This window comes from Glycomyces sp. NPDC050141 (assembly GCF_055586545.1).
The window spans coordinates 159,579-175,381 of the sequence record NZ_JBVJHZ010000004.1 but is presented as its reverse complement, the minus strand read 5'-3'; the positions used below and the strand labels follow the sequence as shown (position 1 = coordinate 175,381).

General features: G+C 70.8%; 16 protein-coding genes. 4 read left to right on the top strand and 12 right to left on the bottom strand.

Features of this window, described 5'->3' with window-relative positions:
- The first annotated feature begins 14 nt into the window (after positions 1–14).
- Positions 15–701 carry an IclR family transcriptional regulator gene (locus ACZ60M_RS04110; protein WP_344469158.1) on the top strand — a complete coding sequence of 229 codons (687 nt, stop codon included), beginning with the start codon at positions 15–17 and terminating at the stop codon, positions 699–701.
- A gap of 119 nt (positions 702–820) precedes the next feature.
- Positions 821–988, top strand: coding sequence for a hypothetical protein (locus tag ACZ60M_RS04105; RefSeq protein ID WP_465414502.1), 168 nt, complete (start codon positions 821–823; stop codon positions 986–988).
- A gap of 32 nt (positions 989–1,020) precedes the next feature.
- Here the strand turns inward: ACZ60M_RS04105 and ACZ60M_RS04100 are convergent, their stop codons facing one another.
- The 7 genes from ACZ60M_RS04100 to hppD form a co-directional block, all read right to left on the bottom strand.
- Positions 1,021–1,803 (bottom strand): CHAD domain-containing protein, encoded by a 783-nt coding sequence (locus ACZ60M_RS04100; RefSeq protein WP_465414500.1) that lies wholly within the window; start codon positions 1,801–1,803, stop codon positions 1,021–1,023.
- 92 nt (positions 1,804–1,895) lie between these two features.
- Positions 1,896–3,434: a histidine ammonia-lyase gene (hutH, locus tag ACZ60M_RS04095; RefSeq protein WP_465414498.1), complete on the bottom strand. Its 1,539-nt coding sequence runs from the start codon at positions 3,432–3,434 to the stop codon at positions 1,896–1,898.
- A gap of 9 nt (positions 3,435–3,443) precedes the next feature.
- Positions 3,444–4,589 carry an imidazolonepropionase gene (gene hutI / locus ACZ60M_RS04090; protein WP_465414496.1) on the bottom strand — a complete coding sequence of 382 codons (1,146 nt, stop codon included), beginning with the start codon at positions 4,587–4,589 and terminating at the stop codon, positions 3,444–3,446.
- A 25-nt stretch (positions 4,590–4,614) separates the two neighbouring features.
- Positions 4,615–5,910, bottom strand: coding sequence for a formimidoylglutamate deiminase (locus ACZ60M_RS04085; RefSeq protein WP_465414495.1), 1,296 nt, complete (start codon positions 5,908–5,910; stop codon positions 4,615–4,617).
- A complete protein-coding gene (locus ACZ60M_RS04080) occupies positions 5,904–7,139 on the bottom strand; it encodes an allantoate amidohydrolase (RefSeq protein ID WP_465414493.1) in 1,236 nt (411 codons plus the stop codon). The genes ACZ60M_RS04085 and ACZ60M_RS04080 overlap by 7 nt, the downstream gene beginning before the upstream one ends.
- Before the next feature lie 26 nt (positions 7,140–7,165).
- The gene (gene hutU / locus ACZ60M_RS04075) at positions 7,166–8,803 is read right to left on the bottom strand and encodes a urocanate hydratase (protein WP_465414491.1); all 1,638 of its coding nucleotides are present in this window, start codon (positions 8,801–8,803) and stop codon (positions 7,166–7,168) included.
- A gap of 14 nt (positions 8,804–8,817) precedes the next feature.
- Positions 8,818–9,981 carry a 4-hydroxyphenylpyruvate dioxygenase gene (gene hppD / locus ACZ60M_RS04070; RefSeq protein WP_465414489.1) on the bottom strand — a complete coding sequence of 388 codons (1,164 nt, stop codon included), beginning with the start codon at positions 9,979–9,981 and terminating at the stop codon, positions 8,818–8,820.
- A gap of 130 nt (positions 9,982–10,111) precedes the next feature.
- On the opposite strand from hppD, the gene ACZ60M_RS04065 reads away from it, so the two are divergent.
- Positions 10,112–10,597, top strand: coding sequence for an Lrp/AsnC family transcriptional regulator (locus ACZ60M_RS04065; protein ID WP_465414487.1), 486 nt, complete (start codon positions 10,112–10,114; stop codon positions 10,595–10,597).
- Here the strand turns inward: ACZ60M_RS04065 and fahA are convergent.
- Positions 10,590–11,813, bottom strand: a complete 1,224-nt coding sequence (gene fahA / locus ACZ60M_RS04060) for a fumarylacetoacetase (protein ID WP_465414485.1) — start codon at positions 11,811–11,813, stop codon at positions 10,590–10,592. The genes ACZ60M_RS04065 and fahA overlap by 8 nt on opposite strands.
- The gene (locus ACZ60M_RS04055) at positions 11,810–12,604 is read right to left on the bottom strand and encodes a hypothetical protein (RefSeq protein WP_465414483.1); all 795 of its coding nucleotides are present in this window, start codon (positions 12,602–12,604) and stop codon (positions 11,810–11,812) included. Before ACZ60M_RS04055 ends, fahA begins: the two co-directional genes overlap by 4 nt.
- A 192-nt stretch (positions 12,605–12,796) precedes the next feature.
- On the opposite strand from ACZ60M_RS04055, the gene ACZ60M_RS04050 reads away from it, so the two are divergent.
- On the top strand, positions 12,797–13,978 hold the full coding sequence (locus ACZ60M_RS04050; RefSeq protein WP_465414482.1) for a homogentisate 1,2-dioxygenase domain-containing protein: 1,182 nt from the start codon (positions 12,797–12,799) through the stop codon (positions 13,976–13,978).
- 28 nt (positions 13,979–14,006) lie between these two features.
- Here ACZ60M_RS04050 and ACZ60M_RS04045 read toward each other — a convergent pair whose 3' ends face one another.
- From ACZ60M_RS04045 to ACZ60M_RS04035, 3 genes are read right to left on the bottom strand one after another with little or no spacing between them, the layout of a single operon-like run.
- Positions 14,007–14,267 carry a MafI family immunity protein gene (locus tag ACZ60M_RS04045; protein WP_465414480.1) on the bottom strand — a complete coding sequence of 87 codons (261 nt, stop codon included), beginning with the start codon at positions 14,265–14,267 and terminating at the stop codon, positions 14,007–14,009.
- Positions 14,268–14,278: 11 nt separating this feature from the next.
- Entirely contained in the window at positions 14,279–14,812 is a 534-nt protein-coding gene (locus tag ACZ60M_RS04040; protein WP_465414478.1) for an NUDIX hydrolase, read from the bottom strand.
- A gap of 21 nt (positions 14,813–14,833) precedes the next feature.
- On the bottom strand, positions 14,834–15,778 hold the full coding sequence (locus tag ACZ60M_RS04035) for an NADP-dependent oxidoreductase (RefSeq protein ID WP_465414476.1): 945 nt from the start codon (positions 15,776–15,778) through the stop codon (positions 14,834–14,836).
- Positions 15,779–15,803 lie beyond the last annotated feature (25 nt).

Below are 15,803 nucleotides of genomic sequence, written 5' to 3'. Positions count from 1 at the left end.
TGAGAACGAATACTATCAGCGGAGTCGGCGTCCTTGACAAGGCGGTGCTCATCCTCACGGCTTGCACCAACGGCGCCAGCCTGGCTGAGCTCGTGCACGAGACCGGACTGCCCAGGGCCACGGCCCACCGGCTCGCACAGGCCCTCGAAGCCCACGAGATGCTGCAACGCGACCACGAGGGCCGTTGGCGCCCCGGCCCGAAACTCGGCGAGCTCGCCGGGTCGACGGCCGACGTCCTCCTCAGTGCCGCCGAACCGGTGCTCAACCTCCTCCGCGACCAGACGGGCGAATCGACCCAGCTGTACCGCAGACGGGCCGACGAACGCGTCTGCGTGGCCGCCGCCGAGCGCGCCTCCGGGCTGCGCGACACGGTGCCCGTCGGCGCGGGACTCCCCATGACGGCCGGTTCCGGCGCGCAGGTGCTGCTCGCCTGGGAACCGCCGGAAGGGATCCTGCCGCTGCTGCCCAAGTGCCGCTTCTCGTCGAAGACCCTTGCCGAGGTGCGCCGCCGCGGCTTCGCGCAGTCGGTCGCCGAACGCGAACCCGGTGTGGTCAGCGTCTCAGCTCCGGTGCGGGACAAGACCGGCCGCGTCGTCGCCGCGATCTCGGTGTCCGGACCCATAGAGCGTCTGGGACGCCGCCCGGGCGACCGCCTCGGCATGGCCGTGATCCGCGCCGGACAGAAGCTCTCCGGCCTCTAACCCCTTTATTTTCGTCCCTTCAACGGCCCGGCGGTCGCAGACCGCCGGGCCGTTCCACATGCTGGCGAGAGACCGCTCACGGGCCGCAACCGGTCGCCGCGAAACTCGTTAACCCGGCCATGAACGAGGAGGCCGTGATCCTCAGCGTGGAGGACTACCGCCGGCTCGCGGGCGCGCCCTCGTTCAAGGCGCTGCTGCGGGAGCCGCCGTACCTCGACGACTTCCCGGACACCTCCGACCTCCGCGCGGAACTGCCCCGCGACCAGGACCTGGGATTCGACCGGTGAGGTACCTGCTCGCGCCTGCTGAACCCGTTCGTCTAGGCCCCGAGGGCCGCTTCGGCGGCCGCGAGGTGCTTGGCGTAGGCGCGGTGCTCGCGTTCCAGCAGCGCGGATTCGGGCGCGTGCGCTTCGAGGTAGCGGATCGCGACCACGTCGTCCTGGCAGCGGCCCAGCACGTTCTGGACCTTCTTGGCGTCGGCGGCGACCGCCGCGGCGCTCTCGCCGAGGACTGCGGCGGCCTCGGCGGTGTAGCGGGTCCGCTTGGCGGTGTTGCGGGCCTCGTGCCGGGCCTCGTCCGGGTCGGGCGAGGACGCGATGGCGGCCAACGCGACCGCCAGGTCCAGGCGGGCGGCCTCGACGACCGGCGCGAGCACGTCCTCAGCGGGCTTCGCTGCGGCGTCGGTGAAATCGGGCGACTCGGCCATGCGACCAGCGGCGGCCAGCAGGTTCACCGTCCGCTCACGCGCGCAGGCTTTGATCAACGGCTCGTAGGCGAGGTTTTCCTGCTCGGCGAGGTCCTTGAACCAGTCGGGACGCTCATCGCCGAGCCGCTTGGCGAACCGCGTCCGCAGCACTTCGAGGTCCCGCACGTGCCCCAGTTCGGTGGCGAGCCAGCGCAACCGCCGCCGCTGCAGCGGCGGCTCGGCGTAGATCCCTGCATAGGTCTGCAGGAGCGAGCGCAGCCGCCTGGTGGCGACCCGCATGCGGTGCACCGCGTCCGGTTCGCGGCGCATCACCGGTTCCCGGAACTGCTGCAGCGTCTCGGCCTGCAAGGCGAAGTAGGCGTGCACTCCGCTTCCGGCGCTTGGTGTCTCGGTCATCGGCCCTCCCCGGTCGACAGGCTCCCATTACACAGCACTGCGCCCCGCCGAAGCGGGGCGCGGTGGTTCCTGTGTTCCCTGCGGGGTCTTCGTTAACCGAGGGGGCCGACGGCCGCCTCGATCTCGGCTTTGAGCGTGGGGCCTTCGACGAGGTGCTTGACCTGTTCGATGACGGGGGCGAGGAACTGGTCGGGCCCGGGCTTCCCGGCGATCGGCACGACGGCGGCCGTCGCGGCGCGGGCGGCCGGGGACGGGATGAGCGGCAGGCGCAGCTGGAGCCCCTGGGTCGCGGCGAGCATTTCGACCGCGAGGAGCGTGCCGAGGTTGTCGATGATCGTGCGGAGCTTGCACGCGGCGGCCCAGCCCATCGAGACGTGGTCCTCCTGCATGCCGGAGGTCGGGACCGAGTCGACGGACGCGGGCGCGGCGAGGCGGCGGTTCTCGGCGACGATCCCGGCGGCCGTGTACTGGGCGATCATGAGCCCGGAGTTGACGCCCGGGTCGGGGCTGAGGAACGCCGGGAGGCCCCGGTTGCGGGTGACGTCGAGGAGCCGGTCGACGCGGCGCTCGGAGATCGAGCCGACGTCGGCGGCGGCGATCCCGAGGAAGTCGGCGGCGTAGCCGAGCGGCGCGCCGTGGAAGTTCCCGGTGGACTCGACGCGGCCGTCGGGGAGGACGACCGGGTTGTCGACGACCGAGCGGAGCTCTTGGCCTGCGACCTGTTCGGCGTAGGCGAGCACGTCGCGGGCGGCCCCGGCGACCTGAGGGGCGCAGCGCATCGAGTACGCGTCCTGGACGGCGTGCGCGAGGTCGTTGCGGTGGGAGTCCATGACCTCGGAGTCCTGCAGCAGCCGGTGGATGTTCGCGGCGCTCTGCGCCTGGCCCGGCTGCGGGCGGATCTCGTGCAGCTCGGGCTGGAACGGCCGGTCCGAACCGAGCATGGCCTCATTGGACAGTGCGGCGCACACGTCGGCCATCGCCAGGAGGTGGCGCAGGTCCGCGACGGCGAGGACGAGCATGCCGAGCATCCCGTCCGTGCCGTTGATGAGCGCCAGGCCCTCCTTGGAGGACAGGGTGATCGGGGTGAGGCCTGCGCGTTCGAGGACCGGCCCGGCTTCGAGGCGGGAGCCGTCGGCGGTGCGGACCCAGCCTTCGCCGAGGAGGACCATCGCGCAGTGCGCGAGCGGCGCGAGGTCGCCTGAGGCGCCGAGGGAGCCGTGGCGCGGGACCCACGGGGTGATGTCGGCGTTGAGGAGCGCGGCGAGGGCGTCGGCGACCTCGGGGCGGACCCCGGAGCGGCCCATGGCGAGCGAGCGCAGGCGCAGCAGCATCATGGCGCGCACGACCTCGTCGGGCATCGGCTCGCCGACCCCGGCGGCGTGCGAGCGGATGAGCGCGTGCTGGAGTTCGGCGCGGCGCTCGGGTGCGACGAAGGTGTTCGCGAGCGCGCCGAAACCGGTCGAGACGCCGTATACGGGACGGCCTTCGCGCTCGATCGCGTCCACGATCGCCCGGCTGGCGGCCATGGCCTCGCGGGCCTTGGCGTCGATCACGACCTGGGCGCGGTCGCGGGCCACCGCGATCACCTCCTCAGGGGTGACCGGGACGGGCTTGATGCGGACAGTGGACATCGTTCCTCCTCAACGCACTACGTCGCCGTCGTGTACGACGGCCTTCACTAGGGGCGTCCCGGGCCGGTAGGCCAGGTGGACGTGGCTGGGCGCGTCGAGCACGACCAGGTCGGCGCGGGCGCCGACACTGACGCGGCCGATATCGCTGCGGCGCAGCGCTTTCGCGCCGCCAGCGGTGGCGGCGGTCAGCGCTTCGGCGGGGGTCATGCGCATCTCGCGGACGGCGAGGGCGATGCAGAACGCCATGCTGCTGGTGAACGACGAGCCGGGATTGCAGTCGGTCGCGAGGGCCACGGCGGCACCGGCGTCGATGAGGCGGCGGGCCTCCGGGTACGGCGAGCGCGTGGAGAACTCCGCGCCAGGCAGCAGGGTGGCGACCGTGGTGCCGTTCGCGAGGGCGTCCACGTCGGCGTCGGCGAGGTGCGTGCAGTGGTCGGCGGAGGCCGCGCCGAGTTCGACGGCGAGCCGGACGCCGGGACCGGCGGTGAGCTGGTTGGCGTGGACGCGCAGGGCCAGACCGGCCTTCGCGCTGGCGGTGAGCACGGCGCGGGCCTGGTCGCCGTCGAAGGCGCCGCGTTCGCAGAAGACGTCGGCCCATTTGGCATGCGGCGCGCAGGCTTCGAGCATCGGCCCGCAGGCGAGGGCCGTGTACTCGTCGGGATCGGCGCCTGTGGGGACGATGTGCGCGCCGAGGTAGGTGGTCTCGGCGGTGAACTCGGCGGCGATGCGCAGCGACCGGGCCTCGTCGGCGACGGTGAGGCCGTAGCCGGACTTGATCTCGACCGTGGTCGTGCCCTGGGCGAGCATTTCGGCGGTGAGGCGGGCGGCGTTGGCGCGCAGGGTCTCGTCGTCGGCGGCGCGGGTGGCGGCGACGGTGGTGCGGATGCCGCCGCCGGTGTACGGCTCGCCGCTCATGCGGGCATTGAATTCAGCGCTGCGGTCGCCGGAGAAGATCAGGTGCGCGTGGCTGTCGACGAAGCCGGGGACGACCGCGCGGCCGCCCGCGTCGAGGCGTTCGTCGGCTTGGGGCGCTTCGGCGTTCGGGCCGATCCAGACGATGCGGTCGTCGTCGGTGATGACGGCGGCGTCGTGGAGGACGCCGAGTTCGGTGTCGGCGGTGAACAGTTCGCCGATGTTGGAGACAAGGAGGCTCATCGCCGGTCCTTTCGCGGTTCCCCGGTCACGTCCACAGCCCGCCGATCGCCTTCGCCAGTTCCGCACCCGCGTCGATGCGCAGGTGCCTGCCGCCTGCGACGATCCGCCGCCCGTCGGCGATCACGTCGGTGATGTCGGCTGCTGTCGCGGCGTAGACGACCCCGGACGGGTCGATCCCGGCCGTGCGCGGCGTACTCGTAGCGACCGTGACCAGGTCGGCGCGGGCACCGACCTCGATGCGGCCCGCGTCCGCCCAACCGAGCGAGTCGTGCCTGGTCATCGCGTCGAGCAGTTCCCCGGCCGTGAACCGGCCGCGCTCCTCGCTGACAAGCCGCTCGTGCATCTCAACCGCCCGCGCCTCCTCGAACATGTCCACAATGGCGTTCGAGTCGGTGCCGAGCGAGAGCCGCACGCCCGCTTCGGCGAGCGCCCGCGCCGGGCCGAGGCCGTCCGCGAGATCGCGTTCGGTCGTGGGGCAGAAGCTCGCGGTCGTGCCCGAACGGCGCAGCAGCTCGATGTCGTGACCGGCCAGGTGCGTGGCGTGGACCGCCGTCAGGTCGGGCCCGAGGAGCCCGCAGCGCTCCAGCAGTTCCGTTGGGCTGCAGCCATGCTCGAGCCGACACGCCTCGTTCTCGGAACGCTGCTCCGAGAGGTGCACGTGGACCGGGCGCCCGTCGGTCGAGCACGCGAACGCCGCGATCGCCTCGTCCGGGACCGCCCGCACCGAGTGCACCGCGCCGCCGATCACCGCGTGCTCGGGCGGGTCGAGCTTCTCGACGCGGTCGAGCCACGCCTCCAGGCTCCCGTCGCCGAACCGCCGCTGCGCCGGTTCCAGCGGCAGGCCGAAACCGCCTGCGAGGTACAGCGTGTCGAGCAGGGTGATCCTGATGCCCGCGTCAGCGGCGGCCTGGATCAGGGCCTCCCCCATGGCGTTCGGGTCCGCGTACGGTCGCCCGCCGGGCGAGTGGTGCAGGTAGTGGAACTCCCCCACCGCGGTGATCCCGGCGAGGGCCATCTCCGCGTAGACGCCGCGCGCGAGCCGGTAGTACGAGTCGGGGTCGAGCCGTTCGGAGAGTACGTACATGCCTTCGCGCCAGGTCCAGAAAGTGCCCGTGCCTGTGTGGGTGCGCCCGCGCAGCGCCCGGTGGAACGCGTGCGAGTGGGCGTTCGCGAAGCCCGGGAGCGTCACGCCCGCAAGCACATCGCCGCGCCGCTTGCTGCCCGGCGTCACCTTCGCGATGCGGCCGTCGGCGACCTCGATGGCGACCGCGTCGGCCGGGCCGCCCGGGAGGAGGGCGTGCTCGGCCCAGAAGGTCAGCACGCGAGGTCCCGCAGCACGGCCGCGAGCGCGTCGACACCGGCGGCGCAGTCCGCGTCGCTCGCCGCCTCGCCGGGCGCGTGCGAGACCCCTGTCGGGTTGCGCACGAACAGCATCGCCGTCGGCACGTGCGCCGAGAGCACCCCGGCGTCGTGGCCCGCAGCGGTCGGCAGGACCGGCGCGCCGCCGAGGACGGCAGCGACGCGGTCGCGCAGGGACGCGTCGAACTCGACGATCGGCGTCTCCGACTCGGCCTCGATGCTGACACTGGTCCCGTCGCGTCCCGCGCGCTCGTGGACTTTGGACTCGAAACCGGCGAGGATCTCGCCGAGCACCGCGTCGTCGGGCGCACGGGCGTCGAGCCACGCGGTGACCTTCGCGGCGATCGCGTTGGTGGCGTTCGGTTCCACCTCGACCCTGCCGACGGTGGCGACGCCTCCGGCGAGGCGGGCCTCCTTGCGGGCGGCGAGGACCGCGAACGCGAACGTGAGCATCGGGTCGCGCCGGTCGGGCAGGCGCGTGGTCCCAGCGTGGTCGGCCTCGCCGGTGAACGTGATCCGCCAGCGCCCGTGCGGCCAGATCGCGCTGGCGACGGCCACCGGCGATTCGCTGCCGTCGAGGGCGCGGCCTTGTTCAATGTGGAGTTCGATGAACGCGGCGAGGCGTTCGAGGCGCTCGGGGTCGGGCCCGAGGAGGTCCGGTTCGGCCCCGGCGACGCTCATGGCCTCGGCGAGCGTGACGCCGTCAGGGTCGGTGAGGGCGCGGGCGCGGTCGGGATCGATGACGCCAGTCATGAGGCGCGAGCCGAGGCACGGCACGCCGAAGCGTCCGCCTTCCTCTTCGGTGAACGCAGCGATGCCGATGGCGCGCTTCGGGTTCGCGCCGTCGGCCCGGAGCTGGTCGACGGCGAGAAACCCGGAGACGATGCCGAGCGGGCCGTCGTAGGCACCGCCGTGCGGGACGGAGTCGAAGTGGCTGCCCGTCAGCACGGCACCGTGCGGGTGCGGTGCGTCGGGGTCGACGACCTGCTCCTTCTCCGCGTCCCACCAGGCGTAGAGGTTGCCGTTGCGGTCCTCTTCGTAGCGCAGGCCGCGCCGCTTCGACTGGGTGTGGAACCAGGTGCGCAGGTCGAGGTCGGGCTCGGTCCAGGAGAACCGCAGGTAGCCACCTGAAGCGGCCCGCCCGATCGGCTCGATCTCACTCCACAGTCGACGGAACTCGTCCGCGTCCATGTCAATCCCCGTTCAAAATGGCCGGTCTAGGACTCCCGTGTCGGCACGCGGATGCCGTGGTCCTCCGCGACCTGCTCGGCCTCTTCGTATCCGGCGTCCACGTGCCGGATGACGCCCATGGCAGGGTCGTTGGCGAGCACCCGCGCGAGTTTCTCGGCCGCGAGCGGCGTCCCGTCGGCGACGGTGACCTGCCCGGCGTGGATGGACCGGCCGATGCCGACGCCGCCGCCGTGGTGGATCGACACCCAGCTCGCGCCCGACGCGGTGTTGACGAGGGCGTTGAGCAGCGGCCAGTCCGCGATCGCGTCCGAGCCGTCCTTCATGCCCTCGGTCTCGCGGTAGGGGCTGGCGACCGAGCCGCAGTCGAGGTGGTCGCGGCCGATCACGATGGGGGCCTTCAGGGTCCCGTCGGCGACCATCTCGTTGAAGCGGACCCCGGCGAGGTCCCGTTCGCCGTGGCCGAGCCAGCAGATCCGGGCCGGGAGGCCCTGGAACGCGACCCGCTCGCGGGCGAGGGAGATCCAGCGGTGCAGGCTGCGGTTCTCCGGGAACAGGTCGAGCACGGCCTGGTCGGTCGCGGCGATGTCGGCCGGGTCGCCCGAGAGCGCGGCCCACCTGAAGGGGCCCTTGCCTTCGCAGAACAGCGGCCGGATGTAGGCGGGCACGAAGCCCGGGAACGCGAAGGCGCGCTTGCAGCCGCCGAGGAACGCCTCACTGCGGATCGAGTTGCCGTAGTCGAAGACCTCGGCGCCCGCGTCGAGGAACCCGACCATGGCCGCCACGTGGTAGGCCATGGATTCGCGGGCGCGTTCGGTGAACTCGTCGGCGTTGGCGCGGGCCAGCTCGGCCGCCGCGGTGTACCTGACCCCGGCGGGCACATAGGACAGCGGGTCGTGCGCGGAGGTCTGGTCGGTGACGATGTCGATCTCGACGCCGCGCCGCAGCAGCTCGGGGAAGACCTCGGCGGCGTTGCCGACCACGCCGATCGACTTCGCTTCGCCGTTCCGCTTGGCGGCCATCGCCTGCGCGATGGCGTCGTCCAGATCGGACGCGACCGTGTCGAGGTAGCGCTGGCGTACGCGCCGTTCCAGGCGCTCGGGGTCGACCTCGACGATCAGGCACACGCCGCCGTTCATCGTGACGGCGAGCGGCTGCGCGCCGCCCATGCCGCCGCAACCGGCCGTCAGCGTGAGCGTCCCTTTGAGACTCCCCCCGAAGCGTTTCTCCGCGACGGCCGCGAAGGTCTCGTAGGTGCCCTGCAGGATGCCCTGCGTGCCGATGTAGATCCACGAGCCGGCCGTCATCTGGCCGTACATGGTCAGCCCGAGCGATTCGAGGCGCCGGAACTCGGGCCACGAGGCCCAGTCGGGCACGAGGTTCGAGTTCGCGATGAGCACGCGCGGCGCCCACTCGTGGGTGCGCATGACCCCGACGGCGCGGCCGGACTGCACGAGCAGCGTCTCGTCCGCTTCGAGCGTGAGCAGGGTCCGAAGGATCGCCTTCAGGTCGTCGCGGCTGCGCGCGGCCTTGCCCGTGCCGCCGTAGACCACCAGGTCCTCGGGCCGCTCGGCCACCTCGGGATCGAGGTTGTTCTGGAGCATCCGGTAGGCCGCCTCCGCCTGCCAGGTCTTGCAGTGCAGGTCAGGGCCGTGTGGTGCGTGCATGAATCCGCTCCCCGTCACAGATTGCCGCGCTTGGCCTGCTCCTTCTCCAAGGCCTCGAACAGGGCCTTGAAGTTGCCCTTGCCGAAGCTGAGCGAGCCGTGCCGTTCAATGATCTCGTAGAACATTGTCGGCCGATCCTGTTGCGGCTTGGTGAAGATCTGGAGCATATAGCCGTCCTCATCGCGGTCCACCAGGACGCGCCGCGCCTGCAGCTCCTCGATCGGCACCCGCACCTCGCCGATGCGTTCGCGCAGCTCAGGGTCCTCGTAGTAGGCGTCGGGGGCCTCCAGGAACTCGACGCCGCGCTCGCGCATCGCGTCGACGGCGGCCAGAATGTCGCTGGTCGCGAGCGCGATGTGCTGGACCCCGGGGCCGCCGTAGAACTCCAGGTACTCGTCGATCTGGGACTTCTTCTTGCCCTCGGCGGGCTCGTTGATCGGGAACTTGATCTTGCGGGAGCCGTTCGCGACGACCTTGCTCATGAGCGCCGAGTACTCGGTGGCGATCGCGTCGTCGACGAACTCGACGATGTTCGTGAAGCCCATGACCCGCTCGTAGTAGCGGACCCACTCGCGCATCTTGCCGAGCTCGACATTGCCGACGATGTGGTCGACGGCCTGGAAGAACCGCTTCTGGGGCGGCGCGACCATGGGCGCGGCGGCGACGAAGCCGGGCAGGAACGGACCGTCGTAGCGCGACCGGTCGATGAGGACGTTCCGGGTCTCGCCGTAGGTCCCGATCACGGCGCGGCGGACCGTGCCGTGCTCGTCAGTGAGGTCGTGCGGCTCCTCGATCGCGATGGCGCCCTGCTCGATCGCGTGCTTGTAGTTCGCGTCCACATCGGGCACTTCGAGGGCCACTTCGATGACGCCGTCACCGTGCGCGGCGTAGTGCCTCGTCGCCTCCGAATCGGCGGTGACGCCCCCGGCGAGGACGAACACGACGCCGCCGGACTTGAGCGCGAACTCGGCGTGCTCGCGGTAGCCCTGCTCGGGGCCGCGGTAGGCGAACAGGGTCATGCCGAACGCGGTGGAGTAGTAGTGGGCGGCCTGACGGGCGTTGCCGACGTAGTAGCGGACGTGGTCCCAGCCTTTGATGGGGAAGGCGTCCTCGCGGATGTCGTGCTCTACGGCGCCGACAAGATCGGCATCACTGGGGCGGTTGGCAGTGTCGACCATGGCGGCCTCCTCGTCCTTGTGGGGCGGTCGACTTGATCATTGTTCAGATCACGGGACTGGGCAAGCAGTAGGTTTGAGGCTAGTCAACTTGCGCAAATATTACAGAGATTGCTTGGTTAGACTGGACAACATGACCAGTGATGCGGGAATCGACGCGCTCGACGCCAGGCTCATCGAACTCCTCGAGGCCGAACCTCGGATCGGCGTCCTCGAATGCTCGCGGCGGCTCGGCGTCGCACGCGGCACGGTCCAAGCCCGGCTCGACAAGCTGACCGAACGCAACGTGGTGCGCGACTTCGGGCCGCGGGTCGAGCCCGCGGCCCTCGGATACCCCGTGACGGCATTCGTGACCCTCGAACTGCGGCAGGCCGTCGGGCACGAGCACATGGCGCAGCGGCTCGCGAAGATCCCCGAAGTGCTTGAGGCGCATACGGTCACGGGCCAAGGCGACATGCTGTGCCGGATCGTGGCGCGCACGAACGCCGAGCTGCAGGGCGTGATCGACCGCGTCCTGGCGAGCGAAGGGGTCCAGCGCGCCACCACGGTGATCGCCCTGGCCGAGCAGATCCCGTACCGGACCCTCCCGCTCGTCAAGCAGGCCGCCGACCTCAGCTGAGCGCGGGCAGGACCGTCCCGCTCACCTCGCCTAGGCCGATCTCGCCGCCGTTCACACCGCGCGCGGTCGCGCTGATGACGACCGTGTCGCCGTCTTCGAGGAACGACCGCTGCTCGCCCTCGCCGACCACGACCGGGTCCTGCCCGCCCCAGGTCAGCTCCAGGAACGAGCCGCGTTGACCGGGCTCGGGCCCGGAGACGGTGCCCGAGGCGTACAGGTCGCCGGTGCGCAGCGACGCGCCGTTCACCGTCATGTGCGCGAGCATCTGCGCCGGCGTCCAGTACATGCCCTTGAACGGCGGCCGTGAGACCTCGGTCCCGTTCCAGCGCACGGACATCTGGAGGTCGTACCCGAACCGCTCCGCCTCCTGGAGGTACCCGAGCGGGGCCGGGTCCTGCACCGGCGCAGGGGCCTTCGCCCCGGCCAGCGCCTCGAGCGGCGTGACCCAGTGCCCGATCGAGGTGGCGAAGGACTTGCCGAGGAACGGCCCGAGCGGGACGTACTCCCAGGCCTGGATGTCGCGCGCCGACCAGTCGTTGACGAGGACCGTGCCGAACACGTGCTCCGCGAAGTCGTCCGGGCTCACCGGGGTGCCGAGCTCGGTGCCGACGCCGACCACGAAGCCGACCTCGGTCTCGATGTCGAGGCGCACGCTGGGGCCGAACTCGACGGGTGAGTCCTTCGACTTGCGCTGGCCCCGGGGCCGAACGATCGGCGTCCCGGAAGGCACCACAGTCCCGGCCCGGCCGTGGTAGCCAACGGGAAGGTGCTTCCAGTTGGGCAGCAAGGGCTCCGAGTCAGGCCTGAACAGCCGACCGAGGTTCGTCGCGTGATCCTCGGAGGCGTAGAAGTCCACATAGTCCGCGACCGCGAACGGCAAGTGCATGCGGGCCTTGCCGATCGGCGTCAGGAGGGTCGCGGACTGGTCCTGGTAGCGGCGGTCGCTCAGCAGCTCGGTGAGCTGGTGGCGGACGAGGTGCCACGCGGGCGGGCCCATCGCCATGAAGCCGTTCAGGTCGTGCTCGTGGAACGCGGGCCTGATCCACGGCAGGAAGAACGTGCCGGTCGCGAGCGCGCGCAGGTCGAGCACCTGGTCGCCGATGCGGACGCCGATGCGCGCGGCGGGGTCCTTCGCGGTCGAGAAGACGCCGTACGGGAGGTGGTCGAGGCCGAACGGGCCGGTGTCGGCCCCGTCTACCCAGCTGGTGGCGGTCATGCGGCGTCCCCTCGGTGCAGGAGTCCAAGTTCGGTGAGGTCGTGGAGCGGTTCGTCGATGCTGCACGAGCCGAAACCGGTCCACAGGGCGCGGGGCCGGTCGAGGACGCGGCGGGCGCGGGCGGCGAGGCCGGGGGCGTCGGTGCTGGCGAGGGTCGCGGCGAGGTCGTCGGTGCGGGCGCCATCGGCGGCGTCCGCGGCCGCTACCAGGACGTTCAGGAAACCGTGGTGCACGAAGCCCGTCTCCGGGTCGCGGTGGCGCACGGCCTGGTGGAGCCCGGCGGTGAGCTTGAACTGGAGCCCGCGCAGGCGGCAGCCCGCGATCGCGGCGGCCAGCGTCTCAGGGGCGGGGAAGAACTCGGCGGCGATGCCGCCGGTGCGGAACTTCGGGGTGAAGCCGGTGGCGCGCACGGCGTCGAGGGCGTCGTCGCCGAACGGCAGCTCGGCGAAGACCGGGCGGCCCCAGGAGGGCGCGAACTTCGCAAGGTGGTCGAGGGCGTGCCGGGACTCGTAGTGCAGGACGTCCACCTGCGGCGCGAGCGCGGCGACATCGTGCGCGACCTGCTCGAGGTCGCCGTCGACGATCACGCCGATGCGCAGTGCACCCCGTCCCGGCTCGAGGTCGGCGAGCCGCGACTGGGGTACCAGCAGCGGGCCGACCATGGCCTCGTACCAGGACTGGCGGTACCCGCGGTGCGCGGGGACGGCCGCTTCCATGGGCGCGCTTCCTGGTGGGAAGAGTGCCGCGTCATCGATCAGGCCCCGCAGCATCGCGGGAATCGGTCCAACCATGGTGCCGAGCCTAGGCGCTGGCGGCGGCCCGGGTCCAGCGCTCCGCGCAGCTCATGCGCGAACGGGCCCGGGCCGCGCGCGGGTGCGCGCGGACCACTCGAAATCGAACGGCGGGAAGGTTATCCTCGGGGCATAACCGCCGCCGCGCGGGCGTCACCCTCGCCTGCCGCGCGAACCGACAAAGGAGTCGACGTGCCGTTCTACCGTTCCGTCGGGCAGATCCCCGACAAGCGACACACGCAGTTCCGCCAGGACGACGGGAGCCTGTACTCCGAGGAGCTCATGGGCCAGGAGGGGTTCTCCTCCGACTCTTCGCTGCTCTACCACCGCTTCCGTCCGACCGCGATCTCCTCCAGCACCGAGCACCGGCCCGAGAGGCCCGAGCCGGTCGCGAACCACCCGCTCAAGCCGCGCCACTTCCGCACCCACAAGCTCAACGGCGGCCCGGACGACGCGATCTTCGGCCGCAACCACCTGCTGTCCAATGCGGACTGCAGGATCTCCTACGCGGTAGCCACCAAGCCCTCCCCGTTGTACCGCAACGCCATCGGCGACGAATGCATCTATGTGGAGTCAGGTGAAGCAGAGGTAGAAACCTCCTTCGGCGCCATCGATATCGCCCAAGGCGACTACCTGATCATGCCGATGTCAACGATCTACCGGATCATCCCGAAGGGAGAACTCCGCACGCTCGTAGTCGAATCGACAGGCCACATCACCCCGCCGAAGCGCTACCTGAGCGTGAGAGGCCAATTCCTGGAACACTCCCCCTATTGCGAACGAGACCTCCGCAGCCCGGAGGAACCCCTCCTCGTAGAAGGCGAGGACGTCGACGTCTACGTCCAACATCGAGGCCGCGGCAGTGCGACCCTCTGGACGAAATTCACCTACGCGCACCACCCCTTCGACGTGGTCGGCTGGGACGGCTGCCTCTACCCGTGGGTCTTCTCGATCCACGACTTCGAGCCGATCACCGGCCGCATCCACCAGCCCCCGCCCGCGCACCAGGTCTTCCAGGGCCCGAACTTCGTCATCTGCAACTTCGTGCCGCGCAAAGTGGACTACCACCCGGACGCGATCCCGGTGCCCTACAACCACCACAACGTCGACTCCGACGAAGTGATGTTCTACTGCGGCGGCAACTACGAAGCCCGCCGCGGCTCCGGCATCGAGCAGGGCTCGATCTCCCTGCACCCCTCCGGCTTCACCCACGGTCCTCAGCCCGGAGCCCCCGAACGCTCCATCGGCGCCGACTACTTCGACGAACTCGCCGTCATGGTCGACACCTTCCGCCCCCTCGAACTCTGCGAACCCGCTCTCGACGTAGAAGACACCAACTACGCCTGGACCTGGAACCGAGAACCTGACGCCTGATCGGCGAAACCGCCGCTCCGCCGACGATCTACTCAGCGATGAGTTCATCGAGCTTGTCGACGGAGTTGGGCATGCCCAACTCCGTCGCGGCGGCAACCAGTCGTTCGTAGTAGGCCCTCGACAACTGGTGAAAGTCCTCGTATAGCCAGGAGCACATCGTGTCGAACGCCAGCTCCTCCTCGCCAACACTGACTAGCAACCGAACATCCTCGATCACCGATTCCCTTTCAAGCGGGGAGTCGGCGAGGAGACCGGAGACTAGCTGCCCCAGAACGTCGTGTCTTGACATGCCAACCCCGTTCAGTCGCGAAGGGCTAGGCGGGCGGGGATGACCGGGGTGTCGAGGTCGGTTGCCGGGCGCCATTCTGCCGCGTGGACCTCTTCGGCCTGGGGGTCGAGTTCGTGGTCGCCGCAGTCGAAAAGGTAGCGGATGTCGTAGTGCCAGTGGGCGGCTTCGGCTTTGCGCGGGTTGGCCGGGATCGGGTGGACGTCGATGTGGATGGGGACCGGGTCGGCGAGGGTCAGCGCCGAGGGGTCGATGCCCGTCTCCTCGACCGCTTCGCGGAGCGCCGCGAGCGGGAGGGACTCGTCGCCCGGTTCGAGGTGGCCGCCGGGCTGGAACCAGCGGCCGATCGCCTTGTGGTGGACGAGGAGGACTTCACCGGCGGCGTTGACGAGGATCGCCGAGGCCGTGACGTGGCCGGGCATGTCCTTGCGGTCGAAGCCGTCCGGGCCGGTGAGCGCGAGCAGCGGCGCGATCGAGTCGGCGTCCTCGGGCCATTGCGCGAGGTAGGCGGCGAGCTGGTCCTGGAGATGGGCGATCGTGATGGGCACCGCCGTATTCTGCCAGCCCGCCTAATCGACGGTGAGCACGATCTTGCCGGTCGCGCCGCCCGACTCCATCGCCTCGTGGGCCTTCACGAAGTCCTCGAGCGGGAACGTCTCGGCGACGTGGACGCGCAGCTTGCCGTCGTCGGCGAGGGCCGCGAGGCCCTGCAGGCCGATGAGGTCGGGCTCGACGAGCATGAAGTCGGTGCGGATGCCGCGGGCGACCGCCTCGGGGAACTCGGCGTCGCGCAAGGAGTAGTAGAGCTGGGCGAGCACGCCGCCGTCGCGGATGACCGAGACCGAGCGTGCGGCGTAGTCGCCGGCCAGGGTGGTGAGCGCGACGTCGACGTCGGAGACGACCTCGGTGAAGTCGACGGCCCGGTAGTCGATGACCTCGTCGGCGCCGAGGCTGCGCACGAACTCGTGCTTGCCCGCGCTGGCGGTGCCGATGACATGGGCGCCAAGGGCTTTGGCGATCTGGACGGCGAGGTGGCCGATGCCTCCGGCGGCGGCGTGGATGAGCACGGACTGCCCGGCGGAGAGGCCCGCATTGTCCACAAGGGCCTGCCAGGCGGTGAGGCCGCACAGCGGGAGCCCGGCGGCCTCGATGTGCGAGAGGGAGGCGGGCTTGGGCGCGAAGTGGCGGCTCGGGGCGGTGACGTACTCGGCGTGCGTGCCGGCCTGGTGCGGGAAGCTCGGCATGCCGAAGACCTCGTCCCCGGGCTTGAAGCGGGTGACGCCGATGCCGACCTTCTCGACGGTGCCGGAGACGTCCCAGCCGAGGATGAACGGCGGCTGTCCGATGTAGAGGCCGATCTCGCGGGCGGCCGGGTCGACCGGGTTGACGCCCGCCGCGCGGACGCGGACCTGGATCTCGCCGTAGTGCGGCTCGGGCCGCTCGACCTCGGTCAGCGCCAGCACCTCCGGCCCGCCGAGGGTCTGCTGGGTCACGGCGCGCATCGTCTCGGGCACGGCAGGTCCTTGTCTCTGGGGAGTA

Coding starts and splice junctions, on each gene's coding strand:
- hppD (WP_465414489.1), bottom strand. CDS start 9,981: ATGGTCGACACTGCCAACCGCCCCAGTGATGCCGATCTTGTCGGCGCC.
- ACZ60M_RS04055 (WP_465414483.1), bottom strand. CDS start 12,604: ATGGTTGGACCGATTCCCGCGATGCTGCGGGGCCTGATCGATGACGCG.
- hutH (WP_465414498.1), bottom strand. CDS start 3,434: ATGTCCACTGTCCGCATCAAGCCCGTCCCGGTCACCCCTGAGGAGGTG.
- fahA (WP_465414485.1), bottom strand. CDS start 11,813: ATGACCGCCACCAGCTGGGTAGACGGGGCCGACACCGGCCCGTTCGGC.
- hutU (WP_465414491.1), bottom strand. CDS start 8,803: ATGCACGCACCACACGGCCCTGACCTGCACTGCAAGACCTGGCAGGCG.
- hutI (WP_465414496.1), bottom strand. CDS start 4,589: ATGAGCCTCCTTGTCTCCAACATCGGCGAACTGTTCACCGCCGACACC.
- ACZ60M_RS04100 (WP_465414500.1), bottom strand. CDS start 1,803: ATGACCGAGACACCAAGCGCCGGAAGCGGAGTGCACGCCTACTTCGCC.
- ACZ60M_RS04045 (WP_465414480.1), bottom strand. CDS start 14,267: ATGTCAAGACACGACGTTCTGGGGCAGCTAGTCTCCGGTCTCCTCGCC.
- ACZ60M_RS04065 (WP_465414487.1), top strand. CDS start 10,112: ATGACCAGTGATGCGGGAATCGACGCGCTCGACGCCAGGCTCATCGAA.
- ACZ60M_RS04105 (WP_465414502.1), top strand. CDS start 821: ATGAACGAGGAGGCCGTGATCCTCAGCGTGGAGGACTACCGCCGGCTC.
- ACZ60M_RS04080 (WP_465414493.1), bottom strand. CDS start 7,139: ATGGACGCGGACGAGTTCCGTCGACTGTGGAGTGAGATCGAGCCGATC.